The sequence below is a fragment of the Hymenobacter sp. DG01 genome (assembly GCF_006352025.1).
Classification (GTDB): domain Bacteria; phylum Bacteroidota; class Bacteroidia; order Cytophagales; family Hymenobacteraceae; genus Hymenobacter.
On sequence record NZ_CP040936.1, the window covers coordinates 1,690,498 to 1,715,653 of the forward strand.

A 25,156-nucleotide genomic window follows, 5' to 3' on the forward strand; every position below is an offset into this window, starting at 1 on the left:
TCATGAAAAAGCCTGCTTCTTGCGCACTTATTAGTATGCATTGCAAGGTAATATGCATTGCAAACGACGTTAATAATCAACTCCTTGCGCTATTATGGACCCGAATTGCTGTTTGCTCTCGAGTGATAAGCTACCTCGGCTTGTTTGGGCTGATGGCGGGGCTGTTGCCCGGTAGGGTGCTGGCCCAGGGGCTAGGGGAAGTGTCGGGCACCCTACTGGACCAACGCACGCGTCAGCCCTTGCCCTTTGCCAACGTGGTGCTGCTGCGGCTGTCGGACTCAACCCTGGCCGCCAACACCCAAACCACGGAGAATGGCAGCTTCGCCCTGAACAACCTCGCGCTGGGCCGGTACGTCGTGCGGGCCGAGGCGTTGGGCTACCAGGTCGTCCGCCGATCGGCCACGCTGGAGGCTGCCACTCCGGTCGTTCGCTTGGGGGAGTGGCTGGCACTCCCAACCGTCGTGCAGCTGGGCAACGTGGTCGTGCAAGGCGAAAAAGCGGCGGTAGTCAACGAACTGGGTAAAATCACTCTCAACGTGGACAAGGACCTTACCAGCGCGGGCGGTACGGCGGCGGATGTACTCCAGAAAGTACCCTCAGTAGCTGTGGATGACAACGGGCAAATCAGCCTGCGAGGCAATGCGAGCGTCACGCTCTACCTTGACGGCCGGCCCGCCCCCCCCAACCTGCGCCTAGACCAGCTACCTGCCAGCCGCCTCGAAACCATTGAGATTATCACTAATCCCGGCGCCCAGTATGCGGCCCAAGGCACCGGAGGTATCATCAACTTGGTGCAGAGAAAGCAGGATAAACCCGGCTGGAACGGCGACGCCCTGGTTACCATAGGCACTCGGGATAAATACACTGCGTCGCTCAGCGGCAACCGGCAGGTCGGCAAACTCAATCTTTCTGGCAGTGCCGACGGGTTGAGCAATCGATTCTACGGCAGTTCGTCCCTGCGGCAAGTTGCTACGGTGAATGGCCGTAGCATTCGCACCGACCAGACGGGAACCAGCACCCGTCTTCAAACCAATCATAGCCTACGCCTAGGCGTTGAGTACACCTTCAGCGATGAGCAGCGCGTTAGCCTGACAGCCCAATACTATGCCCAGGACTTTCGCACCACGCAGAACTTTGCTACCCAGCTTGCTCAGGACTCCTACCCCTCCTATTTGCTGCGCAACCAAAACGCGGAAGCCGATAACCTGTACGGCAGCCGTTTCTCGGGTACGTACCGGCGCACTTGGGCGGCGGCCCCGGGCCGGGCGTTAACCATCAGTACCTCGTATTACCTGGACGGCGGCACCGTCATGCCCCAGCAGCGTGTTCTGGAGGGGCCGGCGGGCTACCCGCTTGGCGCCCGTCAGCAACTGCTCGACGTTACTATTCAGATGCCTTCGGTGCAGGTAGACTACGTGCATCCCCTGGACAAGCAGCGGCGCTGGGAGGCGGGCGTCAAGACCGACGCTCTGGTAACGGCTGGTACGAGCGACTATGGGGTGCAATCCACCCCGGGGGGCGAATTTGTCCGGCAGGACGCGGGCTCGTACCGCTATACCTACCGGCAACTCATTCCGCAGGCTTACGGGGCCTACCAACATAAATCGGAGGCGTGGGAATATCAGGCCGGATTGCGGGCCGAGTTCACGGGGCTCTCCGCCCAGGTGCTGCCCACGGGCTCGGCCCACCAACGGATTCTCAACGTGTTTCCCTCAGCCACGGTGGCCCGTACGCTACCCCACGACCAGCGCCTGCAGCTTAGCTACTCGCGCCGCGTGAACCGGCCCAATTTCTTGCAGATCATTCCGCTGCCTATCTACTCTGATGCCCGCAACTACGTAGTGGGCAACACTGACTTACGGCCCGAGTACGTGCACGTCGGGGAGTTGGGTCATCAGTTGACCTGGCGCGCCATGACGCTCAGCACGACTCTGTTTGGACGCTTTGCCAGCCAGTCCATCCAGAGCCTGCGCACCATCGATACGGTGGCGACCCGCCGCAGCGGCCAGCCTGATTTTATTACCCGCACCAGCTACGCCAATTTCGGCCGCACAGCCAGCTACGGGGTGGAGCTCTCGTTGACTCAGTCCGTGACCAAGTGGTGGAAACTTACGGCCAACGGCTCCTACTACCGCAATCAAGTAGCCAGCTTTACCACCGACGGCACCCGCGCCGGCTTCACTGGCTCGGCGTACCTGCTCAACCAGTTTAGCCCGACTAAGACCCTGGCTTTGCAGCTTAGCGGCCACTACCGTGCCCCGCTAGTGGTACCCCAGGGCCGAATTTTGTCCGTGTACGGGGTGGACGTAGCCCTGCGCCAGCGCCTGTTTCACGACCGAGCGGCGCTGACCCTGCGCGTGAGCGATGTATTTAATACACGCCGCCAGTACACGCAGCTTGCGGCCGATGGACTTGTCACCGACATTCGAACCAAATACGAAACGCACGTAGGCTACTTAGGATTCTCCTGGTTTCTGGGGACCAGAAAGGCCGCCAGCACCATCGAGGACCAGCCGCAGGGCGATAAGGGTGGAATAGGTGGCTAGCCCTTTCAGTCCCCACTTAGCGGATCTTTCCGACCAACGATTTGGGCGCCTCAGTAAGGAAGACGGTTACGGTCTTCTCAACAAATTAAGCCGGCCCGTCGTCAGCACCCGGCTCATCAGTGACCATTGGGAGCATATGCTGCGGCTGGCCGGCTCTTTAAAATTAGGCCGTGTGAAAAAAACGCTCTACTGCTAGCCTACGTCCACGACGAGGATTATTGGCGACGCGTTCTGGTGCAGCTTAACCGCGGCGCGGGCCCCTATACGTGGGCCCGCGCCGTTTTGCCTCGGCACAAAGGGCGAACTGCGCCAGCGCCACCGTGAGAGCATAGAGGTCCCACTAGGGGCGCTGGGTAGCGCTTGGTGAATTGGCCTAGCGGTATTTTCTGTTCCTACTCTTGTGTTGCCCCCTAGAAGTGCTATAGCTGTCGATTCCCTACCCCCTACTACCTGCCAAACCTGCCGGGTTGGGTGCTTTTGCCTCTATATATCAGATTGATAAGATATTTTCTGCATTTCAGGCAACGGATAATCTACGCCTCGCATCTATTCTCCTGACAGCCAGTTAGCAGCGCTGTTCGCGCACTTTGCTCCTGCTAAATAGGCGAAGGGCTACCAGCTCAATTCCCGCAGAACACAACGTTTTCACCGAATCGAAAAATAAATTCTGCTAGTACCTTGCGTTACATAGTACCTTCGCTTACCTTTGGACCATTGATTAGCTGAACTCTTTGCCACGGCGCTTCTCCTAACCCGAGCCGCCCGGGGCAGATGCCAGACACCACCGCAGGCCAGTCGGGCCGGGTGCTGGGCAGCCCGCCGGAAACGCTGTTTCCCGCCGCTGCGCTCGTGTTCTGGCCGCTTGGCAGCCCGCATTTGGTGCGGCGCGTGTCCCTGCTTTTCGTGTCTGAATTTCTGGCAACCATGCCAGCCCAGCGGAACCGCGGCCGCCGGGCACGGCCTCTCCTTGCCTGATTCGTCCTCCAACCACTCCCTTTTATGACTTCCTCCCTGTCTTCCGGCCGGGCCCTGCGGGGCCTGGGGTTCCTTGCTATGCTCTTTCCGCTGGCCGCCGCGGCCCAGCAGCAACCCGCCGGTTCCGTCAGCGGCACCCTGCTCGACCAGGCCAATGGTCAGCCTCTGCCCTTCACCAACGTAGTTCTGCTCCGCGCCCAGGACTCCAGCTTTGTGGCCGGGGCCGAAACCCTGGAAAACGGCCGTTTCGAGCTGGAGAAGCTGGGATTGGGCAACTACCTGCTAAAGGCTTCGGCCGTGGGCTATAAAGGATTCCGGCGCTCCGTGAGCCTGACCAGCGCTACCCCCACCGCGCAGCTGGGCACTATGAAGCTGACGCCCACCGCTACCCAGCTGGCCGGCGTAACGGTGCAGGGCGAGCGGGCCGCCGTGCAGGAAAGCCTGGATAAGAAAGTCATCAACGTAGAAAAAGATCTGAGCAGCGTGGGCGGTACGGCCGTAAACGTGCTCCAGAACGTGCCTTCCGTAACGGTAGCCGCCGATGGCACTGTGAGCATGCGGGGCTCGTCCAACATCACCATTTTGATTGACGGCAAGCCCAGCAACTCGGCCAACAGCGGGGCGGGCGGCAACCGCCTGGAGCAGATTCCGGCCAGCAGCATTGAGCGGGTAGAAGTAGTAACCAACCCCTCGGCCCGCTACGACGCAGCCGGCGCCGGCGGGGTACTCAACATCATCCTGAAAAAGCAGAAAAAGGACGGCTGGAACGGCCAGGCCATCCTCAACGTGGGCACCCGCGACAAGTACAACACCAGCCTGAGCCTGAACCGCCGCACGGGCAAGCTCAACGCGTTTGGCTCCTTCGACCTGCGCGACGACCATTACCGTAGCCGTATGTGGAGCGACCAGTACACCACCCGGGAGGGCCAGGAGCTGCGCACCTATCAGCAGGGCACCAACCTGCGCCACCAGCAAAACTACAGCGGCCGCCTGGGCTTCGACTACACCCTCCCCGCCAACCAGACGCTTACCTTCACGGTGGAGCCCAACTTCAACCGGGGCTATAACACCGGCACCCAGCTGGCTACCCTCTCGGGGGCTACCGATGCCCGCATTGGCAGCACCTTCGCCGTAACGGAAAAGGTAGATAACATTGATAACTCGGTGGATTACCGCCGCACCTGGGAGGCCCACAAGGGCCGCGAGCTGAGCGCCAGCGCCAACTACACCTACCTCAACGCCGACGTGGTAGTGGCCCAGCGCAACACTGAGGGCACCGCCGACCTGCGCGAGTGGAAGCAGGACCTGCACGTAAATCTGCACGCCATGAATGGCCAGGTAGATTATGTGCAGCCCCTGGGCGAAAAGGCCCGCCTGGATGCCGGCCTCAAAACCCAGTACCAAACCAACGAGGGCACCGACGACTTCCTGCGCCAGCAAACCGATGGCCCCGGCTTCGACCGCCTCGCGGACCGCTCGTATCAGTACACGTTCCAGGAATACCAGCAGGCCGGCTACCTCACCTATCAGCAGGAAATAGGCAAGTGGCGCATGCAGGGCGGCCTGCGGGCCGAGTACACCAATACCAACGGCGAGGTACTGAACGGCAATGGCCCCTTCAAGCTCAGCTACCTGAACCTGTTCCCGTCGGCTACCGTGGAGCGCACCCTGCCTACCGCCGACCAGCGCGTGAAGGTGAGCTACTCGCGCCGCCTGAACCGCCCGAACTTTATGCAGCTGCTGGCTTTCCCGCTCTACCAGGACCAGCGCACCTACCGCATCGGCGACCCTTCTTTGCGGCCGGAGTACATCAACGCCTTTGAGCTGGGCCACCAGATCAGCATGGGCCAGGCCTCGCTGACCTCGACGCTGTTTTTCCGCCACACCGATAATACCATTCAGCGCCTGGTGCGGGTTGATGAGGAGGCCACCCGCCGCTATGGAGCCGGGGCGGTAATTACAGCCCAATACGTCGATAACTTCGGGCAGGCCACGAGCTACGGGGCCGAGGTTTCCCTGAACCAGCCCCTGGCCAAGTGGTGGCGCCTGACGGCCAGCGGCTCGCTGTTCCAGAACACGGTAACGGCCGCCACGGGCAACGAGGCCAACCGCCGGGTGGTATCGGGCACGGCCCGCGTGATGAACTCCTTCACGCCTACCCCCAAGCTTGACCTGCAGCTGACGGGCAACTACCGCGCCGCCGCCGTAACGGCCCAGGGCCGCATTGCTCCGGTGGGCTCCGTGGATATTGCGCTGCGCCAGCGCCTGCTCAACGACCGCGCCGCCCTGACCCTGCGCGTTTCGGACCTCTTCAACACCCAGCGCAACCGCACTGAGTCGTACACCGAGAATTTCCGGGCCGAGTACTACAACAAGTGGGAGTCGCGGGTGGGCTACCTGGGCTTCAGCTGGTACCTGGGCTCTAACAAGCCGCCCAAGAAGATTGAAAACCAGCCCCAGGGTGGTGGCGGCGGCTTCGGCGGCTAACTCCTGAAAATAAATTTTCAAAACGCTGTAACGCCTGGCTGGCAGGGCAGTTTCCACAACAGCTGCCCCGCTCCGGCTCCAACCCCGCACTCCCCTCCTAGCTTATTACCTGATATACAAGTATTTATTGTAGCCCAGGCATCCTTCCTGCTTAGTTTATCATCTATTCATCAGTTGCGCATCTTACCGGCAGACAGGTAGCTACTTCTGCTGGTTTTCGCTCCTGCCTCGGTCCGCGGCGACTTGCCTTTGCCAAGTCATGGCCACCCGCCTACCGAAGCCGCCCCGCCCCTGGGCGGGGCCTTATCTCCCTCGGGGTTGCTAAGGCAGCCATCGGGGTCTGCCGCTCACATTTTCTTCTTGCTGCTCTTGATTTCTCGGCCAGCCCGCAGGTGTGGGTAGCCGGAGAGCGGCTTCTTACACCCTTGTTTTTCCTGTAAAATCATGAAAACCTCCTTGCTTTCCCGCCTCAGCCTGCTGGGCCTGACCCTGGCCCTTTCCACTACTCTGGCCCAGGCCCAAACCACCTTCTACAGCGAGGCGCCCGTTGTGGCCAAATCGGGCTACTGGACCCTGGAAACCAACCCCAAGCAGCCGGACTACACCATCATCCGCTTCTACAACGACGACCACTCGGTGCTGTACGAGGAGCGTCTGAACGGCATCTGCCTGAATCCGCTGAAAAACATGACCACGCACCGCCGCATGGCCCGGCTGCTGGGCACCGCCCTCGACCAGGTGCAGCGGATGCAGGCTAACTCCGTGGTGGCTAGCAATGTACTGGCCCTCAACCGCCGCTATACCCAGCGCGCCTACGCCTCGCTCCAGTAAGCGGCACCCCAGCGGCGGCCCTTGCCATTTCGCACTCCTCTGTAGCCCGGCTACCTGCCCGTTTATCTCAGGAAGCTGCTGCTTTTGCCCCACCCAGTGCCCGGCTCGCGGCCGTCACTGCTCTGGGCTCGATGCTACCCCCTCGTTGCCTGCCGACGTGTTTCCGCCCCGGAATGGCTTACGCCGTTTCCCGGCCCCGCTCATGCCGGCGCCCCTTCCTTTTCCATTGTATCTGCCATGAAAACTTCCTTCGCTTCCGCTGCCCTGGTGGCAATGTCTGTTCTGGTTGCCGCTCCTCAACTGCCCGCCCAGGCTACTCCGGTGCCTGCCCGCGGCACCGTATCGGGGCGCCTGTTCGATGGGCAAACCCAGGAGCCTATTCCTCACTCCTACGTGGTTGTGCTGCGCGCTTCGGACGGGCGGTTTATGAAAGCCGTGGAAACCGACGCTCAGGGCCGCTTCCGGGCCGCCGGGCTGCCCTTGGGCCGCTACACCGTGCGCACTACGGTGCTGGGCTACCATGGCATCCGGACGGCGGTGGCCCTGCATTCGGCCCGGCCCCAGCAGGCCCTGGGCACGGTGGTGATGGTGCCCCTGGGCATGCAGGTAGCCCGCGCTGACAAGCAGGCCTGGGCCAGCCGCAGCAAGGCCGTAGCCGCCGTGGAGCCCCGCCGGCCCGCGGTGCGCGTGGGGTCCTAGCAAAGTAGCCTACCCCCGCATCAGCGCCAAGGCACCTGTACTACTGCCGTTCGTTGGCTTTCCCTGGAGAGGGCCGACGGGCGGCAGTGGCGTTAGGGGGCAGGTGCAGCCAGTCCGGCGGCTCCGTGGGTTACAACCGCGCCAAATCGGTATCAAACCTGCTGCCTACCTCTTGCTCAGCCCTGTGCCCTTACCTTCGCCGCGTGTTGTTACCTGCCTGCTGATGTCGGCTCTTGCTGCCTTTCTGTTGTTTCTGCTGACGGGGACGCTGGTGCCCGTGAACCGCAGGTTTGAGCAAACTCCCGGGGGAGTTCCCATTTACGTGGTGTCCAACGGCTTCCACACCGATGTGGTCCTACCCCTGCGTGATGCCCAAACCGGCCAAGACTGGCTCCGGACGCTAAACCAGCCCGCCCTGACGGCCCGGTTTGCGCGCTACCCCTACGTGGCCTTTGGGTGGGGCAACGAAGGGTTTTACCTGGGCTCCATGGGCGGTAAGTTTCCGGGTCCGAAGGCCGTGGTGGGCGCCTTGTTTCCGTCCCGCACCCTCATGCACGTCGATTTTTACCGGGCCGCCCCCGACTCCAGGGCGCGGGTAGTACCCCTGCGCATCTCGCCGGAGCAGTACCGCCGGCTCACGGCTTACGTGCAGCAGTCTTTCCGGGCCGATAGCCTGGGCGGGGTACAGCTGCGGCAGCCGGCGGGCTACACGCCAGAAGATTTTTTCTTTCTGGGCCGGGGCCGCTACCACGCCCTGCGCACCTGCAACGACTGGACCAACCAGGGCCTGCGCCGGGCTGGTTTGCGTGCCGCCCTGAAGGCTCCGCTGGCCGGCTCCGTGCTGTTTCAGGCGCGGCGGGCCCGCTAAGCCGGTTACGCTTACTGGTTGAGCTTAAATCCAATTCCTTCAATCGTTAACCCAAATTAAGCGCAATAGAGCCGGTTTTCGGTCACAAAGTTCTATTTATTCCTTTTTTCTCGCAGAACTTTCCCCTGTTATCCCGCGCTAATAGAGGATACGTTAACCTACCTATGCAATGCTGCATTTTGGCTATGCTAGATGTACACCGCGAGCTGCTACCAAACGGTTTCCTGCTTATCCTTTCGCCTGATACCTCTTCCTCCGACGAAGTAAAACTTACCCGAGCCCTGCACCGGGCCAGCCGCAGTGACAAAGTGGCTATTCTGGTGGACCTGAGTTTGGTGGATACACTCTCCGACGAAGCTATTGATTTGCTGCTGGCCTATGCCTTCATGCTGCACGCCCAGGGCCGGCGCCTGATTCTATGCCACGTTCCGCAGCATGCCCAGCACCACTTCCTTTACCTGGATGCGGCCTCCCAGCCCCTGCTGGTTCCTTCCCTGCTGGATGCCATGCAGGAAATAGATTTTACCGTGGGGCATAATCAGGCTCCGGACCTGCATAGCAGCTATTACCCGCGGTAGTGCGGGCGCTTTCTGAGGGCTCTGGAAAAGCCGGACCGGAAAATTCGATGTAAACCCCGAATTTCGCGGCCGTATTTCCGCATCCCGATTTTCCTGATGAGCGCCCAGAAACCCAGCATCCCCCGCGGCACCCGCGACTTCGGCCCCGCCGTGGTGGCCCGCCGTAACTATATTTTCGGCGTCATCCGCCGCGTGTTCGAGAAGTTCGGCTACGCTCCGCTCGAAACCCCTACCCTCGAAAACCTGTCGGTACTCACCGGCAAGTACGGCGATGAAGGCGACCAGCTCCTGTTCAAAGTCCTGAACTCCGGCGACTTTGCCAAGGACGTTACAGCAGAGGACCTGGCCGCTGAAAACCGGAGCAAGCGCCTGCTGCCCAAAGTAGCCGAGAAAGGTTTGCGCTACGACCTGACCGTGCCCTTCGCCCGCTACGTGGTGATGAACCGGGGTACGCTCACCTTTCCATTCAAGCGCTACCAGATTCAGCCCGTGTGGCGCGCCGACCGGCCCCAGCGTGGCCGCTACCGCGAATTCTACCAGTGCGACGCCGACGTGGTGGGCACTGATTCTTTGCTCTGCGAGGCGGAAATTGTGCTGATGATGTCGGAGGTGCTTACCACGCTGGGTCTGACGGAGCACACCATCAAAATCAACCACCGCCGCGTGCTGGGCGCCTTTTACCAGGCCCTGGGCGGCGAAGGAACCGAGGTGGATCTGTTTACGGCCATCGATAAGCTCGACAAGATTGGGCGCGAGGGCGTGGAGAAAGAGCTGGCGGAACGCGGGTTTTCAACTCCGGCCATTGAGCGGTTGTTTGATCTGCTGGGGGTAGGCGGCGGCTTCGAGGAGAAGCTGGAGCGCCTGCTGGCGGCCTTCGCCACGGCCGGCGTGGAGCCCGATAACGCCAACGGCTACAAAGGCCTCCAGGACCTGACGCGGGTGCTGGAGTACCTGCGCAGCTTTGGTTTCGAGAAGTGGCAGAACCTGGAGTTCGACGTGACCCTGGCCCGCGGGCTGAGCTACTATACGGGCTGCATCTTCGAAATCAAGATCAACAATGTGAACATGGGCAGCGTCTCGGGCGGCGGCCGCTACGACAACCTCACCGGGGCCTTCGGGTTGCCGGGTGTGTCGGGGGTAGGCTTTTCCTTTGGGGTTGACCGCCTGTACGACTGCCTGGAGGAGCTGCAGCTTTTCCCGGACGCCGTGGCTACTACCACCCGCTGCCTGGTGGCCAACTTCGATGCCGAAAGCGAGGCGGCCGTGCTGCCCGTACTGCGCCAGCTGCGCGAGGAGGGCATCCCGAGTGAGCTGTTTCCGGAGTCCGGCAAGCTGGGCAAGCAGTTCAAATACGCCGATGCCAAGGGTATTCCCTACGTGCTGATTCAGGGCTCCGAAGAACGTGCGGCCGGCCAGTTTAAGCTGAAAACCCTGGGCACCGGCGCCGAACAGACCGTAAGCCTGGAGCAGGCACTGGCCGAGTTGAAGAAGTAACTTATTTAGCGCCCGGCCTCCCGGCGGCAGACGTAGGCGGCTCTACCGCCTACGTCTGCCGTCAAGCGTCTTAACTACCCTTTCTTCCTCCGCATGGCTCAGGATTTCGCCCTCACTCCTTCTGCTTTCCTCGACCTGACTACCCTTGAAGAGCTGCTGCGCACCAAGGCCCGCGTGGTGCTCAGCGAAGAGGCCCGCCAACGCATACAGGACTGCCATGAGTACCTGCACGGGCGGCTGGAGCGCACCCCGGATGCCGCTATTTACGGCATCAATACCGGGTTTGGGGCCCTGTGCAGCCAGGCTATTCCGGTAGAGCAGCGCCAGCAGCTGCAGGCCAACCTGGTCATGTCGCATGCCTGCGGAACGGGTGAGGAAGTGCCCGCCGAGCTGGTGCGGCTGATGCTGCTGCTGAAAGCCCAGAGCCTGAGCTACGGCCACAGCGGCGTGCAGGTCGGCACCGTGCAGCGCCTGCTCGATTTCTATAACCGGGGCATGCTGCCGGTGGTGTACCAGCAGGGCTCCCTGGGGGCTAGTGGCGACCTGGCTCCGCTGGCCCATCTGAGCCTGCCGCTGCTGGGCCTGGGCGAAGTAAACTACGAGGGTTACCGCCTGGCCGCCGCCGATGCCATGAGTTTGTTCAGCTGGCAGCCCCTGACCCTGGAAGCCAAAGAAGGCCTGGCCCTGCTGAACGGAACCCAGTTTATGCTGGCTTACGCCGTGCACGCCCTGCTGCGCACCCGCCGCCTGCTGGCCGCCGCCGATGTTATCGGAGCCTTGTCGTTGGAGGCGTTTGATGGCCGCCCCGAGCCGTTTGATGAGCGCCTGCACCGCCTGCGGCCCCACGCCGGGCAGCTTACGGTAGCAGCCCGGGTTCGGGAGCTGCTGGGGGGTAGCGAGTTGCAGCAGCAGCCCAAAACCGCCGTGCAGGATCCCTACTCCTTCCGCTGCCTGCCCCAGGTACACGGCGCCTCCCGCGATGCGCTGGCGTATGTAGAGGGGGTAGTAGAAACCGAGTGCAACGCCGTAACTGACAACCCCAACCTCTTCCCTGAAGATGACGCCATTCTGAGCGGGGGCAACTTCCACGGGCAGCCCCTGGCCCTGGCCCTCGATATGCTGGCTATTGCCACGGCCGAGCTGGGTAGCATCTCGCAGCAGCGCACCACCCAACTCATTAGCGGGCAGCGGGGCCTGCCGCCCTTCCTGGTGGCTGAGCCAGGTCTGAACTCGGGCCTGATGATTCCGCAGTACACGGCCGCTGGCATTGTCAGCCAGAATAAGCAGCTGTGCACTCCGGCTTCCGTGGACAGCCTCGTGAGCAGCAACGGGCAGGAGGACCATGTAAGCATGGGTGCCAACGCCGCTACCAAGGCCCTGCGGGTGGTCCAGAACGTGGAGCAGCTCCTGGGCATTGAGCTCCTCAACGCCACCCAGGCCCTGGAATTCCGCCGGCCCGCCCGCACTTCCGCGGCGCTGGAGCAGGTAGTAGCCGCCTTCCGGGAGAAGGTTGCTTTCGTGGGGCAGGACCGGGTGCTGTATCCTGATCTGCACGCCGCCGCGGCCTTCGTGCGGGGTTTTGAGTGGCAGTAGCACCCGCAAGCAGCGGCCCGCTGATTTGAGTTGAAAGCACCGGTACCTCCCGAAACCTGCTACTTTAGCCCGGCGCGGGTACGCAAGCGCGCGGCTGCTTCGTTATGGGGATAGTGAAACCTCTACTTGTCTTTTTGCTACTGCTGAGTGCCGGTTGGCTGGGTACCCAGGCTCCGGCTTATGGCCAGTGTACTCCTACCCCCAACTCCGGCGCCTGTTTCAAAGCCTACGATGCCGTAACGGGCCAGGAGCTGCCGTTTTACCTGTGCGCCAACCGCCCCGTGCGGCTGCGCGACTGCAGCGGCAAAAACCTCGACCCGGCCCAGATTTACTACCAGCGCGGCCCGGCCATTACCTGCAGCGGCTTCACGGATACGGCCACCACATTTACCCCCACGGCGGCCGGCGTGCTAGTTATCACCCAGAACACCCAGGGGCCCCAGGGCGGCAGCCAGGGCATTATCTTCTCCCGAAACTTCGAGGTAAAAACCACCCCCGACCCTGGTTTTACCCTCACGGCCTGCGCCCCCGGCTTTGTGGAGGTAACCGTTACGGACACCCACTACGACCAGTACACGGTGCAGGTAGGCACCGCCGCCCCCGTACCCGCCGCGCGCAACACCCCGGCTACCTACCCCACCAATGGGGCCAATACCGTAACCGTTACCGGCCGCTACGCCATTGCCAGTCTGTGCGCCGGCGTCAGCACCCGCACGTTTACGCCCCTGCCCGCGCCCCGGACGCCGGTACTGACCCGGCTTGCTGTGGAGGGCTCCACGGCGCAATTCCAGTTCGGGCCGTTGCAGCCGGAGTACCAGTACCGCCTGCAGCTAGCCGATGCAGCCGCGACGGGCGGCTTCCGCACGGTGGCCACCGTGCCGGGCACGGCTACCTCTTACACCCTTGCCAACGCTGCCCTGCCCGGCTGCTACCGCCTGCTACTTCAGGACGCCTGCCAGCCCGCGGTAGCCAATAGTCCATCGGCCACGGTCTGCACCGTTAGCCTCACCGGCACGGCCCTGAGCGGGCGCAATCAGCTGAACTGGAGCACCGGCAGCACCGGCCCCTTTACCCTGACCCGGACGGATGGCTCGAACACGGTTCAGCTGCCGCTGCCGGCCGGCACTACCCGCTACGAGGACCCCGACGTGGCCTGCGGCACTACCTACCGCTACCGCCTGAGTTTGGCAACCGGCGCGGCCACCTCGGTTTCCGATGAGGTAGCGGTAACGGCCTTGGCTGGTCCGGCCCCGGTAGCGCCCCGCCTGACGGCCTCCTTCACCCTGCGCAACCAAATTGAGCTGCTGGCCACCGGACCAGGTAGCGGGCTGCTCACCTACCTGCGTAATGGCAGTCCGCTGGCAACTACGGCCGCCCGCTCCTTCATCGACTCGCTTGCCAGCCCTACCCCCGGTGCCGAGCTGTGCTACACCGTGCGCCAGCAGGATGCCTGCGGTAACCGCTCCGGCGAAAGCACTGCCGTATGCCCGGTGATGCTGGAGGCCCGCCCCGAAGCGGCCGATGCCAGCACCATTCGGCTGAGCTGGACCGCCCTGCGGGGCCCCGACGCCACGGCGCCGGTAAGCTACCGGGTACTGGTTTTGTCGGCGACCAACGCCGTGCTGAGCAGTCGGCCGGTCAGCGGCGGGGGCCTTACCTACCTCGATCTGCAGCCCCCCCCCGATCAGCAGGTGGTGTGCTACCGCATTGAGGCCACCATAGGCGCCCTTGTCAGCTACTCCAATGTGGCTACGGTAGCCCGGCGGGTGCAGGTGTTTGTTCCCACGGCCTTCACCCCCAACGGCGACGGGCTTAATGATGTGCTGGAGCTGAAGGGCCGCTATTTGGAGAACTTCCGTTTTGTCATCATTGACCGCAATGGGCAGCCGGTGTTTCAGGCCACCTCGCGCACACAAACCTGGGATGGGCGCATCGGTACGGCGGCCCCGGTGCCGGGCACTTACGTGTGGCGCTTCGAAACCACCGACCAGCTGGGTAACCGGGTGGTGCAGAGTGGCACCGTCACGCTGCTGCGGTAGCCCGAGCGGCGTTTATCAGCTCACCGGGCCACCTGTACGCCGGCTATTGGGCGGGTAGCACCAGCACCGGCAACTCGCTGTGAAGCAGCACCCGGGCCGTAACGCTGCGGTGGAACAGGTTGCCCAGGAAGCTGCGCCGCCGGGCAATCAGCATTACGGCATCGTAGTCGGTGGGGCGGGCAGCCTGCAGAATACCCTCGGCCGGGTCGGTCCCGCTTACTACCCGGGTATCGGTAACCGGCCAGTCGAGCCCCAGGCTTGCCGGCAGGGCAGCTTCCAGGCTGGGCTCGTCGGTAGCCGCTTCGGGGCGGCGGATGTGCACTACGGTTATCTGGGCCTGCAGGGCCGAGAGCAGCTCGCGCACCGGGCCGGCGTGCTGACCCAGGTCGAAGGCTTCGCCGTCCAGGGCCAGCAGCAGGCGCCGGGGCGGGCCGCTGCTCTCCACGCTGTGGGGCACTACCAGCATGGGGTAGGGCGCGGCCCGCAGAATATCCAGGGAGGTAGTTTGCACCAACTCGTCGGGGGTAGCACTATAGTCAGGGCGCCCGAGCACTACCAGGGCCGGCTGATGGCGGCTGACGGCATCGGCCACGGCAAAAGCTACCCGGCCGTGGCCTACTTCGGCTACCACCGGCACCCGCAGCTGCCGCGTCACGCTTTGCAAGGCCAGGGTAATGGCCTCGCGGCTGAGATTGGAGAGTTGCCCGCTGAACATTTCGGGGTCCAGCACAGAGTCGCGGCGCACATGCAGCAGCACCAGGCGCGCCTGCAGGGGCTCGGCCAGGTTGGTGGCATAGGCCAGGGCCCGGCCCGCGGCCTGAAAGAAATCGGTGAGCAGAAGCAGGGAGGTTGCCATGAGCTGCGGGAAGCGGTTAAGGGAAAAACACGGAAAAGCCTACCTCGCCTACCCCAGGGTGACCCCACAGGCCGCCCAGGTCCGGGCCAGGCGGCAGCTCAGCCAGCCGACTCGGCCCAGTCGGGGGCTACTTTAGCCAGCACCAGGGGCACTACCTCATCGGCGTGGGGCAGGCCCTGCTGCCGCCACAGCTCCCGGCCCTCGCGCACCAGCACGTAGGCCGGCAGCTGCACCGGGGCAAAGCTGCGCACCACGGCGGGGTAGTTGGCTTCGTCGATGGTGAGCACCTGCACGGCCGCCCCCAGCCGCCGCTGCAGACTGGCCTGGTCAGCGGCCGAGAAGGTCTGGCCCGGAGTCCCGCCTCGTCGGGCAAGCGGCGGCACCATCACCAGCAGCATGGCTGCAATGGGTGGGTCGGTGGCGGAAAGAGGCAGAAGACCGGACATGGCGAGCAGAGTAATTGATCCTAGTTCAAAACTACTGGCCGGCCCCGGCCCGTGGCATGACAGGCATCAGCCGGGCTAACTGATATTGATCATCTGCCGTTCTTTGCGGAAGTTGCCCCGTTATCTTCTCTTTGTGGTGTCTTTCGCCTATGCCCCTTCCCTTCGCTTCTGGTTCACTTACTGATATTCTCTTTGCGCAAGCCAAGGACTTTATTGGGCTTTATGACGTTGAGCTGGGCTGGTTTACCCACGTAAATCCGGCCGGTTACCAGCTGCTGGGCTACCCCTCGGCCCCGGCCCTGCTCACTGACCCGGCCCGCTCCCTCCGTTCCCGGCAGCTGACACCGGCCGAGTGGGACCAGCTGCGCGAGCAGGTGCTGCGCACCGGCCATCAGGAGATGGACGTAGAGCTGCGCCGCCAGGACGGCAGCACGTTCTGGGCCAGCATGGAGCTGCATAGCCTTACCCTGGAGGAGCGCCTTCATTTTCTGGTCCGGATAACGGATACCGACCGCCTGCGGGCCACTGAGCGCCGCCTCAGCCAGAGCGTGGGCCGCTTCGAGGCCGTGTTTGCCCACGCCACCATCGGCATTATCGTGTGCAACCGGCAGGGCGATATTGTGCTGGCCAACGAAAAGGCTCAGGAGCTGTTCGGCTACCCCGCGGGCACGCTGCTGGGCCAGCGCATTGATGTGCTGGTGCCCGATGCCGTGAGCCACCGCCACGAGCAGCTCCGGGCCTCTTTCAACGCCAACCCCCAGGTGCGGGCCATGGGCCACAACCGCGACCTGCAGGCCCGGCGCCGCGACGGTTCGGTGTTTCCGGTGGAAGTCAGCCTGAGCTATTTTCACCTCGAAGACGAACTGTTCGTGGTGTCCTACGTCATCGACATCACCTTTAAGAAGGAAGCCGAGCGGGAGCTGATTGACCAGCGCCAGCGCGTGGAGCGCCTCAACGCCGAGCTGGAGCAGAAAGTCACGGACCGCACCCACGCCTTGCTCACCACCCTGGCCCAGTTGGAAAAGCGCACCGAGGAGCTCGGCCAGGCCCTGCGGGCCGAGCAGGAGCTCGGGGAGCTGAAGTCGCGCTTCGTGAGCATGGCCTCCCACGAGTTCCGGACTCCGCTCACGGCCGTACTCACCTCCACGGCCCTGATTGAGAAGTACCCCGGCACCGAGCAGCAGGACAAGCGTGTGAAGCATCTGCAGCGCATCCGGGCCTCCGTAAATCACCTCAACGACATCCTGGAGGAGTTTTTGTCGGTAGGCCGCATTGAGGAAGGCCGCATTGAGGCCCGGCCCGTGCAGCTCGATTTGCCGGCTCTGCTCCAGGAAACCATTGCCGACCTGCAGGGTCTGCGCAAGGCCGGCCAGACCATTGTGCCCGAGCTGGAATGCACCCAGCTGGTACGCCTCGACCCCTCCCTGCTGCGCAAAATTCTGGTGAACCTACTCTCCAACGCCCTGAAATACTCAGGCGAGGGCTCCGAGGTGCGGGTGCGTGCCGAGTGCCACCCCCACCAGGTGCTGATTCGGGTGCAGGACCAGGGCGTGGGCATCTCGGAGGAAGACCAGCAGCATTTGTTTGAACGCTTCTTCCGGGCCCGAAACGTGGCCAACGTGCCCGGCACGGGCCTGGGCCTCTATATTATTGCCAAGTACCTGGAGCTGATGGGCGGCACCATTGCCCTGGAAAGCCAGGTAGGCGCAGGCACCACCGTCACTGTTACCATTCCTCTCTGATGAAGACCATTCTGCTGATTGAAGACAACGACCTGATTCGGGAAAATACGGCGGAGCTGCTGGAGCTGGCTGGCTACGCGGTGCTGACGGCCGAAAACGGCAAGCAGGGAGTGGAACAGGCCCTGGCTACCCGCCCCGACCTGGTGGTGTGCGACATTATGATGCCCGTGCTGGATGGCTACGGCGTGCTGCAGATTTTCAACCAGAACCCCCAACTCTCGGGGGTGCCTTTCATCTTCCTGACCGCCAAAACCGAGCGCACCGACCAGCGCCGGGGCATGGAGCTGGGCGCAGATGATTACCTGACCAAGCCCTTCGATGAAACGGAGCTGCTGAGCGCCATTACCGGACGCCTCAACCGCTTCCGCCACCTCAAGCCCGACTACGACCTGCAGCAGCCCGGCGCCCTTACTGAGTTTCTGGACGATGCTTCGGCCGTGGGCAAGCTCTCTGACCTGGTGGCCGACCGGCGGCCTCATACCTTGCGCAAAAAGCAGGAAGTGTACGTGGAGGGCGACGAGCCCACGCGCCTGTACTTTGTGCAGGAAGGCCGGGTAAAAACCGTGCGCCGCACCGCCGCCGGCAAAGAGCTGATTACGGGCGTGTACGGGGCCGGCGAGTTTTTCGGCTACCTGCCCCTGCTGCAGCAAACCCCGCATGACGACACGGCCGTGGTGCTCGACGACGCGACCCTGCTTTACATCCCGCGCGAGGATTTCACCCAGCTGGTGCACCGCAACCCCGCCGTGGGTCAGCAGTTTATCCGGCTGCTGGCGGGCCGCGTGAGTGAGCGGGAGCAGCAGCTGGTAGGCATGGCCTATAACTCCCTGCGCCGCCGGGTGGCCGATACGCTGCTGCGCATGCACGAGGAAGCCGGCGCCACCCCGGAAGCCCTCATTCAGCTCTCCCGCGACGACATGGCCGCCGTAGTTGGCACCGCTCCCGAATCCCTGATCCGGACTCTGAGCGAGTTCAAGCAGGATGGTCTGGTAGAATTGACGCCCAAAGGAATTCGGGTGCTGCAGCCTCAGAAGCTGCGCCAGCCCAACTGGTAGCCTCCAGCACGAAGCCCCGGTCGGAGGAACGCCTACCCCCATCAACCACCCAAACCCAGTGGCCGGTCCGCCGTCGAAGGCGTCCGGCCGGTTGGCTTCGTGCCAACTCATGCTCGGTTGGGTTTAGGTGGTTGATGGGGGTAGGCGTGGCTGAGTGCGGAAGCTCAGCCGTTGGGGTGAGTTTTGTCATGCCGAGCGGACGGATTGAGGGCGTACTTCGGGCCGGCAAGCCGGGGCGGAAGTCACCGCCCGGCTCAGCCTTTTCCGCTCATGTTCCCCTCCCTGAAAACCGGCAGCCTGCTCCAGGGCCAGCACACGCCCGTTGGCCCCCAGAAAGCCCTGGTTTTGCTCGACAAAGCCGGCCAGAAAATCATCTACAAAACCTTCACGGCCGGCGAAGTTATGCCTACGCACCACGCCAGCGTGGACGTACTGGTAGTGGTACTGGCCGGGCGGCTCATCATCACCCAGGAAAGCAGCCCGGTGGAAGTAACCACCGACGACTATGTGGTTATTGCCAACGGCGCCCCTCACTCCCTGCACTGCCTTGAAGACGCCCGCATTCTGATTTACCGCTAGCCCAGGCTCCCGGTAGCACCACGGCCCGCTTCCATCCGGTATGGAAGCGGGCCGTGGCATAGGGCACAAAAGGAGCAGCGAAGCTCAGAGCACCGATAAGGAACCGCGCTGGCGCAGCCGGTACTCGAACATGGTGGCAATGTTGAGGGCGCGCACCTTAGCCTCCTCCGCCTTGGGGCCGGTGAAGAGCGTGTCCACGGTGGCCTCGAACAGCTCCAGCCAGCGCTGGAAATGGGTAGCATCAATAGGCAGGGGCAGGTGCTTGGGGAAGGGCCGGCCATGGTAGCGGGCCGAGCCCAGCAGAATGCTGCTCCAGAAATCGTACATAATGGGCAGGTGCCGGGGCCACTCTACGCGGGCCACCTGGTTGAACACGGGGTCCAGCAGCGGGTCGTGGTTTACCTGCTCGTAAAACGTATCAACCAGCAGGCGGATGTCGGTTTCCGATTCAATATCGGGCATTGCGGTGAGGATAAGGGGTAGGGAGAAACAGGGAAATCAGGCGGCCTGGGGCACGGCGGGTTGGCCCTGGGGCTGCTGGCCGGCTACCCGCAGCGCCCAGCGGAACCCCCAGCAGCCGGTCAGCAGCAAGGTCAGGAGCTTCACCACTTCCAGCCCGATGTACACCGTGTGCAGGGAGTTGGGCGGGGCCGGGTGGCCGGCCAGCAGGGCCAGGGCGCGCACATCCAGGGCCGGCAGCAGCCAGGCCGTCTGCAGCAGCAGCACCCCGCTCAGCAGCCCCAGCGCCGTGCCGATGTGGGCCGGCACCCGGCCGTAGAAGCCACTTACAACGGCCACTGCGGCCAGCAGCAGCTCGGCCTTGTTGAGGGCCGCAAACACAATCCGCCCGATGCCCAGGCCCAGCGGCACGGTAATGTGCGGGGCCGTAAACTTGAGCGGGGCTTCCAGAAACGAAATACCGGCCACCATGCCGGCCCACACGAACAGGGCCAGGGTGAGCAGCAGAGAGGCCGTAGCGTGCGCGCGGGGCATAGCAGTAAAGTTTGCGTGTGATTTGATATCGAAGGCTAATCAAAGGTCAGCGCCAGGCCGAACAGCGCCAACCGTCATGAGGCTCCCGCTCTCCCCAAGGCGAGGGGACCGGGGGAGGTTCCATCAGGTGCTACCCCAGGGCCTAACGGCTAACCTGTCGCAAAGGTCGGCTGGCGCAGCCAGCACTAGGCTGAGATAAATCAGGCGGGCGGGCTGACATTCATCAGGGAACGGGCGCGCCAGCCGGGGGAGCTTTGGGGTTGAAACAGCCCGCTTTTGCCCGTGCCTACTCTTGCCTCTGCCCCTACCCCCGTCCGCGTTGCCTGCTCGCACTGCGGCGACGAGTGCCCCGACCAGCCCATCCGGCTGGCGGCCCGGCCCGAGCTGCATTTCTGCTGCCAGGGCTGCCAGGCCGTGTACGAGCTGCTCGACCAAAGCAACCTGTGCACCTACTACCGCCTCGACGACAAGCCGGGCCAGAAAGTAAAGGACGTGGAGCTGCCCGGCCGCTTCGACTACCTGGAGGTGGAGTCGGTGCAGGGGCAGCTGCTGGCGTTTCGCTCCGACACGCTGGCCCGCCTCACCCTGAGCATTCCGCAGATGCACTGCGCCTCCTGCATCTGGCTGCTCGAAAACCTGTTCAGGCTCAACCCCGGCATCACGGCTTCGCGGGTAAATTTCCTGCGCAAAGAGCTTACCGTCAGCTACAATCCCACGGCCACTACCCTCAAAGACGTGGTGAAGCTGCTGGCTTCGGTGGGCTATGAACCTCAAATTACCCTGGCCGAGCTGGGCGCCCAGCCCCACCACGCGGGCCGCACGCTCTACTACCAGCTCGGTCTGGCGGCGTTTGCCTTCGGCAATGTGATGCTGATGGCCTTCCCCGACTACTTTTCCTTCACGGAGCAGCTGCAGGCCTCGTTCGGGCGGTTTTTTGGGTGGCTGAGCGTGCTGCTGAGCTTGCCGGTGCTGCTGGTGAGTGCGCGCGGCTTCTACCGCTCGGCCTGGCAGGGGCTGCGCCAACGCTACATCAACCTCGATTTTCCCATCAGCCTGGGCCTGACGGCCCTGTTCCTGACCAGCCTCTACGACATTGCCACCGGGCGTGGCCCCGGCTACCTAGATTCGTTTACGGGCCTCGTGTTTTTCATGCTGATTGGCAAGTGGGTGCAGCAGCGCACCTACGACGCCCTGCGCTTCGACCGGGACTTCACCTCCTACTTTCCGGTGGCCGTCACGCTGCTCGGGCCGGGCGGGCAGGAGCAGTCGGTGCCGGTGCGGGAGCTGCGGGCAGGCCAGCGGATACGGGTGCGCCACCAGGAAATTGTGCCGGCCGATGCCGTGCTGCTGCGCGGACAGGGCCAGATTGACTACAGCTTCGTGACGGGCGAAAGCGTGCCGGTGGCGCGCACCTCGGGCGAGGTGGTGTACGCTGGCGGCCGGCAGGTAGGCGAGGCCGTGGAGCTGGAAGTAGTGCGCGAGGTGTCGCAGGGCTACCTCACCCAGCTCTGGAACAACCCCGCCTTCCAGAAGGAGGAAAAGGCTACCCTGGAAACCTACGCGAACCGTGTGGGCCGCTACTTCGTGGCCGTGACCCTGGTGCTGGCCCTGGGCGCGGTGGCCTACTGGCAGCTGCAGGGCCAGCCCGTTATGGCCTTGCGGGCCTTTACCTCGGTGCTGGTTATTGCCTGTCCCTGCGCCCTCTCGCTGGCTACGCCATTTGCCCTGGGCGCCGCGTTGCGGGCGCTAGGGCGCCGCAAGCTCTACCTCAAAAACTCAGGGGTAGTGGAAACCCTGGGCCGCGCCGATACCATCGTGTTCGACAAAACCGGCACCCTCACCGATGTGAAGCGCTCCGAGGTGGAATACCGCGGCCCGGCCCTGAGCCCGGCCCAGCAGCAGGCCCTGGCCGCCGTGGTAGGGCAGTCAACCCACCCCCTGAGCCAGCGCCTGGCCGCCGAGCTGCCCGCCGCCCTGGCCGTGGTGGAGAACTTCCGGGAAGTGCCGGGCCAGGGCCTGACGGGCACCGTAGGCGGAATGGATGTGCGGGTGGGGTCGGAGGCGTTTGTGGGGGTAGGAAGCGCCGCCCCAGCAGCCCCAGTACCGGAAGCTCCCGCTGCCACTTCCGATGCGCTGCAGTCCCGTGTGTACGTGCGCCTGGAGGGGGTGCAGGGCTGCTACCTGCTGCGCAACGTGTACCGCGAGGAGCTGCGCCCGGTGCTGGCCGAGCTGGGGCAGCACTACCACCTGGCGGTGCTCTCCGGCGACAACGACACGGAGCAGGACCGCCTGCGCGCCTTGTTCGGCCCCGAGGCGGAGCTGCACTTCCGGCAGTCGCCCCAGCAGAAGCTCGACTACATTGCCCACCTCAAGCAGCAGGGCCGCACCGTCATCATGGTCGGTGATGGGCTCAACGACGCGGGCGCCCTGCAACAGGCCGACGCCGGCATTGCCCTCACCGATACGCTCACCAACTTCTCCCCCGCCTGCGACGCCATTCTGGACGCCGGCAGCTTTGGCCGCCTGGCCACCTTCCTGAAGTTTTCTCAGGACTGCCTGCAGGTGGTGCTGGGCACGTTTGTGCTCTCCTTCTGCTACAACGGCATCGGGCTGGGCCTGGCCGTGCAGGGCAGGTTCACGCCCATTGTGTCGGCCATTCTGATGCCCATCAGCTCCCTGAGCGTGATGGTATTTGCCACCCTGCTGGTGCGCTACGCCGCCCACCGGCGCCACCTCTAACCCTGCCTGCTCATGAATATTATCTTTCTGCTAATCGGTATCAGCCTGGTAGTGGCCCTGTTGTTTTTGGGCGGCTTTTTCTGGGCCGTGCGCTCGGGTCAGTACGAAGACGACTACACGCCCTCGGTGCGCATACTGTTTGAGGACGAGGACCCCACCCCAACCCCTCCCCACTAGGGAGGGGGTTGAGTTTGTATCTCAACGATAATCAGTCAAATCGTTGCAATGGTACAATAAGCCCCCTGCCTATTGGAGACGGGTTGGGGTGGGGCCTGACATCAATCAACCCCCGGGCTGACTTTCGTCATCCCTTCCGCAGCAGCCTTGCAGGACCTTTGGAGAAGTAAATCACTCACTTCTACAGGCTATGCAAGTCGAAGCCATACCGCCGGTTGCGGCGCCCCAGTCGCCGGCCCGCCCCCACACTCCCCCGCGGGCGGTTGATACCTTTTTCTACGATAACAAAATTGTCCGCGACTTTGGCATTGCCACGGTAGTATGGGGCATTATTGGCATGCTGGTGGGCATTCTGGCCGCTTTCCAGTTGGCCCGCCCCGAGGTGAACATGGGCACCGCCTACACCACCTTCGGCCGCATCCGCCCCCTGCACACCAACGCCGTGATTTTCGCCTTCGTCGGCAACGGCATCTTTATGGGGGTATACTACTCCCTGCAGCGCTTGTGCAAGGCCCGGATGTTCTCCGGGGTTCTGAGTAAAATCCACTTCTGGGGCTGGCAGCTCATCATCGTTTCGGCGGTAGCTACCCTACCCCTGGGCATTACTACCTCCAAGGAGTACGCCGAGCTGGAGTGGCCCATTGATATTGCCATTACCCTGGTGTGGGTGGTGTTCGGCTGGAACATGTTCGGGACCATTGCCCGCCGCCGCGAGCGGCACCTGTACGTGGGCATCTGGTTTTACATTGCCACCTTCCTGACGGTAGCCGTGCTGCACATCGTCAACTCGATGGCGTTGCCGGTGAGCTTCCTGAAAAGCTACTCTATGTACGCCGGCGTGCAGGATGCCCTGGTGCAGTGGTGGTACGGCCACAACGCGGTAGCCTTCTTCCTGACCACGCCTTACCTGGGCATGATGTACTACTTCCTGCCCAAGGCCGCCGAGCGCCCCGTGTACTCCTACCGCCTGAGCATCATCCACTTCTGGTCCCTGATTTTCATTTACATCTGGGCCGGACCTCACCACTTGCTTTACACGGCCCTGCCCGACTGGGCCCAGAGCCTGGGGGTAGCCTTCTCCGTCATGCTGATTGCGCCCAGCTGGGGCGGCATGATCAACGGCCTGCTCACCCTGCGCGGGGCCTGGGACAAGGTGCGCGAGGAGCCCGTGCTTAAGTTTATGGTGGTGGCCGTAACGGCCTACGGCATGGCCACCTTCGAGGGGCCGATGCTCAGCCTCAAAAACGTAAACGCCATTGCCCACTTCACCGACTGGATTGTAGCCCACGTACACGTAGGCGCCCTGGGCTGGAACGGTTTCCTGACCTTCGCCATCCTGTACTGGCTGTGGCCCCGCCTCTACCGCACGCCGCTCTACTCCAAGAAGCTCGCCAACACCCACTTCTGGCTGGGTACCCTGGGCATCCTGTTCTACGCCCTGCCTCTGTACTGGGCCGGCTTTACCCAGGGCCTGATGTGGAAGCAGTTCAACAGCGAGGGCATGCTGCAGTACAGCAACTTCCTCGAAACCGTGCTGCAGATTGTGCCCATGTACTACCTGCGCGGCATTGGCGGGGTTCTTTACCTGAGCGGGGTGTTCTTCATGGTGTATAACCTGGTGAAAACCGCCAAAGCCGGCACGCTGCTGGCCGAAGAAAAAGCCCAGGCTCCGGCCCTGGTACCCGCCGAGCTGGTAGAAGAGCACCAGGGCGGCCACTGGCACCGCTGGATTGAGCGCCGCCCCGTGCAGCTAAGCATTGCCGCCACTGTGGCCATCCTCATTGGGGGTGCCATTGAGATGGTGCCGACCTTCCTGGTGCGCAGCAACGTGCCTACCATTGCCTCCGTGAAGCCTTACACGGCACTGGAGCTGCAGGGCCGCGACATCTACATCAAGGAGGGCTGCTCGAACTGCCACACCCAGATGGTGCGCCCCTTCCGCTCCGAAACCGAGCGCTACGGCGAGTACAGCAAGGCGGGCGAGTTCGTGTACGACCGGCCCTTCCTGTGGGGCTCCAAGCGCACCGGCCCCGATTTGCACCGCGTAGGCGGCAAGTACCCGCACTCCTGGCACTACAACCACATGCTCGACCCCACCAGCATGTCGCCGGGCTCGATTATGCCGGCCTACCCCTGGCTGTTTGAGCAGGATATCGACTACAAGATTCTGCCCGCCAAAATCAAGGCCCTGCGCAACCTGGGCACTCCCTACGCCCAGGACTACGACCAGGTAGCCGTGGACGACGCCCGCCGCCAGGCCCAGGGCATTGTGCAGGAACTGAAGAAGGAAGACATCGAGGTGAAGACCGACAAGGAAATTGTGGCCCTGATTGCCTACCTCCAGCGCCTGGGCACCGACATCAAAGTAAAGCAGGAGCCCGCTACCGCCGCCGCGCCGCCTACCCCGGTCCAACGGGCTTTGCCCGTCGGACCGGGGTAGGCGGCGCGGTCCGAAATCC

Annotated in this window: 20 protein-coding genes; 16 read left to right on the forward strand and 4 right to left on the reverse strand. The window is 63.2% G+C overall.

Annotated features, from left to right (window positions below; genetic code table 11):
• The first annotated feature begins 122 nt into the window (after positions 1 to 122).
• The 10 genes from FGZ14_RS07240 (at position 123) to FGZ14_RS07285 (ending at position 14,110) form a co-directional block, all read left to right on the forward strand.
• On the forward strand, positions 123 to 2,546 hold the full coding sequence (locus FGZ14_RS07240; RefSeq protein ID WP_180754521.1) for a TonB-dependent receptor domain-containing protein: 2,424 nt from the start codon (positions 123 to 125) through the stop codon (positions 2,544 to 2,546).
• A complete protein-coding gene (locus FGZ14_RS22335; RefSeq protein ID WP_139922808.1) occupies positions 2,539 to 2,742 on the forward strand; it encodes a Tn3 family transposase in 204 nt (67 codons plus the stop codon). Before FGZ14_RS07240 ends, FGZ14_RS22335 begins: the two co-directional genes overlap by 8 nt.
• An 803-nt stretch (positions 2,743 to 3,545) precedes the next feature.
• On the forward strand, positions 3,546 to 6,008 hold the full coding sequence (locus FGZ14_RS07250) for a TonB-dependent receptor domain-containing protein (protein ID WP_139922812.1): 2,463 nt from the start codon (positions 3,546 to 3,548) through the stop codon (positions 6,006 to 6,008).
• A 444-nt stretch (positions 6,009 to 6,452) separates the two neighbouring features.
• Positions 6,453 to 6,839: a hypothetical protein gene (locus tag FGZ14_RS07255; protein ID WP_139922814.1), complete on the forward strand. Its 387-nt coding sequence runs from the start codon at positions 6,453 to 6,455 to the stop codon at positions 6,837 to 6,839.
• Between the two features lie 237 nt (positions 6,840 to 7,076).
• Entirely contained in the window at positions 7,077 to 7,538 is a 462-nt protein-coding gene (locus FGZ14_RS07260) for a carboxypeptidase-like regulatory domain-containing protein (RefSeq protein WP_139922817.1), read from the forward strand.
• A gap of 223 nt (positions 7,539 to 7,761) precedes the next feature.
• Positions 7,762 to 8,406 carry a TIGR02117 family protein gene (locus FGZ14_RS07265; protein WP_139922820.1) on the forward strand — a complete coding sequence of 215 codons (645 nt, stop codon included), beginning with the start codon at positions 7,762 to 7,764 and terminating at the stop codon, positions 8,404 to 8,406.
• 185 nt (positions 8,407 to 8,591) lie between these two features.
• Positions 8,592 to 8,984 carry a hypothetical protein gene (locus FGZ14_RS07270; RefSeq protein ID WP_139922822.1) on the forward strand — a complete coding sequence of 131 codons (393 nt, stop codon included), beginning with the start codon at positions 8,592 to 8,594 and terminating at the stop codon, positions 8,982 to 8,984.
• A gap of 96 nt (positions 8,985 to 9,080) precedes the next feature.
• The gene (gene hisS, locus FGZ14_RS07275; protein WP_139922824.1) at positions 9,081 to 10,478 is read left to right on the forward strand and encodes a histidine--tRNA ligase; all 1,398 of its coding nucleotides are present in this window, start codon (positions 9,081 to 9,083) and stop codon (positions 10,476 to 10,478) included.
• Between the two features lie 93 nt (positions 10,479 to 10,571).
• Entirely contained in the window at positions 10,572 to 12,071 is a 1,500-nt protein-coding gene (hutH, locus tag FGZ14_RS07280) for a histidine ammonia-lyase (RefSeq protein WP_139922826.1), read from the forward strand.
• 134 nt (positions 12,072 to 12,205) lie between these two features.
• Positions 12,206 to 14,110, forward strand: a complete 1,905-nt coding sequence (locus FGZ14_RS07285) for a gliding motility-associated C-terminal domain-containing protein (protein WP_180754522.1) — start codon at positions 12,206 to 12,208, stop codon at positions 14,108 to 14,110.
• Positions 14,111 to 14,153: 43 nt separating this feature from the next.
• Here FGZ14_RS07285 and FGZ14_RS07290 read toward each other — a convergent pair whose 3' ends face one another.
• Both FGZ14_RS07290 and FGZ14_RS07295 read right to left on the reverse strand, forming a co-directional pair.
• Positions 14,154 to 14,966: a universal stress protein gene (locus FGZ14_RS07290; protein WP_139922830.1), complete on the reverse strand. Its 813-nt coding sequence runs from the start codon at positions 14,964 to 14,966 to the stop codon at positions 14,154 to 14,156.
• Between the two features lie 98 nt (positions 14,967 to 15,064).
• A complete protein-coding gene (locus FGZ14_RS07295; protein WP_139922832.1) occupies positions 15,065 to 15,412 on the reverse strand; it encodes a hypothetical protein in 348 nt (115 codons plus the stop codon).
• Positions 15,413 to 15,561: 149 nt separating this feature from the next.
• On the opposite strand from FGZ14_RS07295, the gene FGZ14_RS07300 reads away from it, so the two are divergent.
• From FGZ14_RS07300 to FGZ14_RS07310, 3 genes are all read left to right on the forward strand, one after another.
• A complete protein-coding gene (locus FGZ14_RS07300; RefSeq protein ID WP_139922834.1) occupies positions 15,562 to 17,154 on the forward strand; it encodes a PAS domain-containing sensor histidine kinase in 1,593 nt (530 codons plus the stop codon).
• Entirely contained in the window at positions 17,154 to 18,209 is a 1,056-nt protein-coding gene (locus tag FGZ14_RS07305; RefSeq protein WP_139922836.1) for a response regulator, read from the forward strand. The genes FGZ14_RS07300 and FGZ14_RS07305 overlap by 1 nt, the downstream gene beginning before the upstream one ends.
• Positions 18,210 to 18,479: 270 nt before the next feature.
• Positions 18,480 to 18,788, forward strand: coding sequence for a cupin domain-containing protein (locus FGZ14_RS07310; RefSeq protein ID WP_139922838.1), 309 nt, complete (start codon positions 18,480 to 18,482; stop codon positions 18,786 to 18,788).
• 84 nt (positions 18,789 to 18,872) lie between these two features.
• Here FGZ14_RS07310 and FGZ14_RS07315 read toward each other — a convergent pair whose 3' ends face one another.
• Positions 18,873 to 19,250 carry a group III truncated hemoglobin gene (locus FGZ14_RS07315; protein ID WP_139922841.1) on the reverse strand — a complete coding sequence of 126 codons (378 nt, stop codon included), beginning with the start codon at positions 19,248 to 19,250 and terminating at the stop codon, positions 18,873 to 18,875.
• Positions 19,251 to 19,286: 36 nt separating this feature from the next.
• Entirely contained in the window at positions 19,287 to 19,781 is a 495-nt protein-coding gene (locus tag FGZ14_RS07320) for a hypothetical protein (RefSeq protein WP_180754523.1), read from the reverse strand.
• Between the two features lie 282 nt (positions 19,782 to 20,063).
• Between FGZ14_RS07320 and FGZ14_RS07325 the strand changes: the two genes are divergently transcribed.
• The 3 genes from FGZ14_RS07325 to ccoN all read left to right on the forward strand — a co-directional run bounded on the left by FGZ14_RS07325 (position 20,064) and on the right by ccoN (position 25,137).
• Positions 20,064 to 22,520 (forward strand): heavy metal translocating P-type ATPase metal-binding domain-containing protein, encoded by a 2,457-nt coding sequence (locus FGZ14_RS07325; RefSeq protein WP_139922843.1) that lies wholly within the window; start codon positions 20,064 to 20,066, stop codon positions 22,518 to 22,520.
• Positions 22,521 to 22,532: 12 nt separating this feature from the next.
• Positions 22,533 to 22,697, forward strand: a complete 165-nt coding sequence (ccoS, locus tag FGZ14_RS07330) for a cbb3-type cytochrome oxidase assembly protein CcoS (protein WP_139922846.1) — start codon at positions 22,533 to 22,535, stop codon at positions 22,695 to 22,697.
• Positions 22,698 to 22,887: 190 nt separating this feature from the next.
• Positions 22,888 to 25,137, forward strand: coding sequence for a cytochrome-c oxidase, cbb3-type subunit I (gene ccoN, locus FGZ14_RS07335; RefSeq protein WP_139922849.1), 2,250 nt, complete (start codon positions 22,888 to 22,890; stop codon positions 25,135 to 25,137).
• Positions 25,138 to 25,156 lie beyond the last annotated feature (19 nt).

Coding starts and splice junctions, on each gene's coding strand:
- FGZ14_RS07250 (WP_139922812.1), top strand. CDS start 3,546: ATGACTTCCTCCCTGTCTTCCGGCCGGGCCCTGCGGGGCCTGGGGTTC.
- FGZ14_RS07255 (WP_139922814.1), top strand. CDS start 6,453: ATGAAAACCTCCTTGCTTTCCCGCCTCAGCCTGCTGGGCCTGACCCTG.
- FGZ14_RS07260 (WP_139922817.1), top strand. CDS start 7,077: ATGAAAACTTCCTTCGCTTCCGCTGCCCTGGTGGCAATGTCTGTTCTG.
- FGZ14_RS07265 (WP_139922820.1), top strand. CDS start 7,762: ATGTCGGCTCTTGCTGCCTTTCTGTTGTTTCTGCTGACGGGGACGCTG.
- FGZ14_RS07270 (WP_139922822.1), top strand. CDS start 8,592: ATGCTAGATGTACACCGCGAGCTGCTACCAAACGGTTTCCTGCTTATC.
- hisS (WP_139922824.1), top strand. CDS start 9,081: ATGAGCGCCCAGAAACCCAGCATCCCCCGCGGCACCCGCGACTTCGGC.
- hutH (WP_139922826.1), top strand. CDS start 10,572: ATGGCTCAGGATTTCGCCCTCACTCCTTCTGCTTTCCTCGACCTGACT.
- FGZ14_RS07290 (WP_139922830.1), bottom strand. CDS start 14,966: ATGGCAACCTCCCTGCTTCTGCTCACCGATTTCTTTCAGGCCGCGGGC.
- FGZ14_RS07295 (WP_139922832.1), bottom strand. CDS start 15,412: ATGTCCGGTCTTCTGCCTCTTTCCGCCACCGACCCACCCATTGCAGCC.
- FGZ14_RS07300 (WP_139922834.1), top strand. CDS start 15,562: ATGCCCCTTCCCTTCGCTTCTGGTTCACTTACTGATATTCTCTTTGCG.
- FGZ14_RS07305 (WP_139922836.1), top strand. CDS start 17,154: ATGAAGACCATTCTGCTGATTGAAGACAACGACCTGATTCGGGAAAAT.
- FGZ14_RS07310 (WP_139922838.1), top strand. CDS start 18,480: ATGTTCCCCTCCCTGAAAACCGGCAGCCTGCTCCAGGGCCAGCACACG.
- FGZ14_RS07315 (WP_139922841.1), bottom strand. CDS start 19,250: ATGCCCGATATTGAATCGGAAACCGACATCCGCCTGCTGGTTGATACG.
- FGZ14_RS07320 (WP_180754523.1), bottom strand. CDS start 19,781: ATGCCCCGCGCGCACGCTACGGCCTCTCTGCTGCTCACCCTGGCCCTG.
- ccoS (WP_139922846.1), top strand. CDS start 22,533: ATGAATATTATCTTTCTGCTAATCGGTATCAGCCTGGTAGTGGCCCTG.
- ccoN (WP_139922849.1), top strand. CDS start 22,888: ATGCAAGTCGAAGCCATACCGCCGGTTGCGGCGCCCCAGTCGCCGGCC.